Origin of the sequence: Yoonia sp. R2-816 (genome assembly GCF_046762905.1) — a bacterium.
In the GTDB taxonomy this organism is placed as follows: Bacteria; Pseudomonadota; Alphaproteobacteria; order Rhodobacterales; family Rhodobacteraceae; genus Yoonia.
The window spans coordinates 1-552 of the sequence record NZ_JBKQXN010000298.1 but is presented as its reverse complement, the minus strand read 5'-3'; the positions used below and the strand labels follow the sequence as shown (position 1 = coordinate 552).

The window sequence follows — 552 nt, the reverse complement described above, 5'->3', positions numbered from 1 at the left end:
GAAACGCGAACGTCTCGCCGAACCGGCTTCCAAGAAAGATGCTGATGAATGCTTAAGCTGAACCGATGACGCCTCTGGCCCAGCCAACCCACCGGCCCATCCGGCCTAACTTAAGAAAAGAGAATACCATGAACAAAGTTGACTTGATCAAAGCAATCGCCGCCGACACTGGCGAGACAATTGCAACCGTTGATGCGGTGCTCAACTCTCTGGCGAACACCACATCAAAGGTCCTCGGTGAGGGCGATGAGGTGACCATTCCGGACATCGTCAAGCTGGGCACCAAGCTGCGCGCCGCCCGTACTGGCCGCAACCCGAGGACAGGCGAAGCGATCGCTATCGAAGCCAAGACCGTAGTGACCACAAAAGTGCTCAAAGGCCTTGCCGATCATGTAGCCTAGCTGTGCCGTTGAATGCGTCTGAGGTTTTTGACTGCTATGTGTAGCGACCTGGCCCAACTGGACGAAACCTGCAGATAATAAAGATGGCCATGCCCACTTCTTCCCGGGCATGGCCGTTTTCTGTTTTGAGGTGGCTTTGTGGTCTGTTTCG

1 protein-coding gene is annotated in these 552 nt (G+C 54.9%); it reads left to right on the top strand.

Annotated elements, in window-relative coordinates; genetic code table 11:
- The first annotated feature begins 128 nt into the window (after positions 1-128).
- Entirely contained in the window at positions 129-401 is a 273-nt protein-coding gene (locus ACFWW2_RS17090) for an HU family DNA-binding protein (RefSeq protein ID WP_393929917.1), read from the top strand.
- Positions 402-552: the final 151 nt, after the last annotated feature.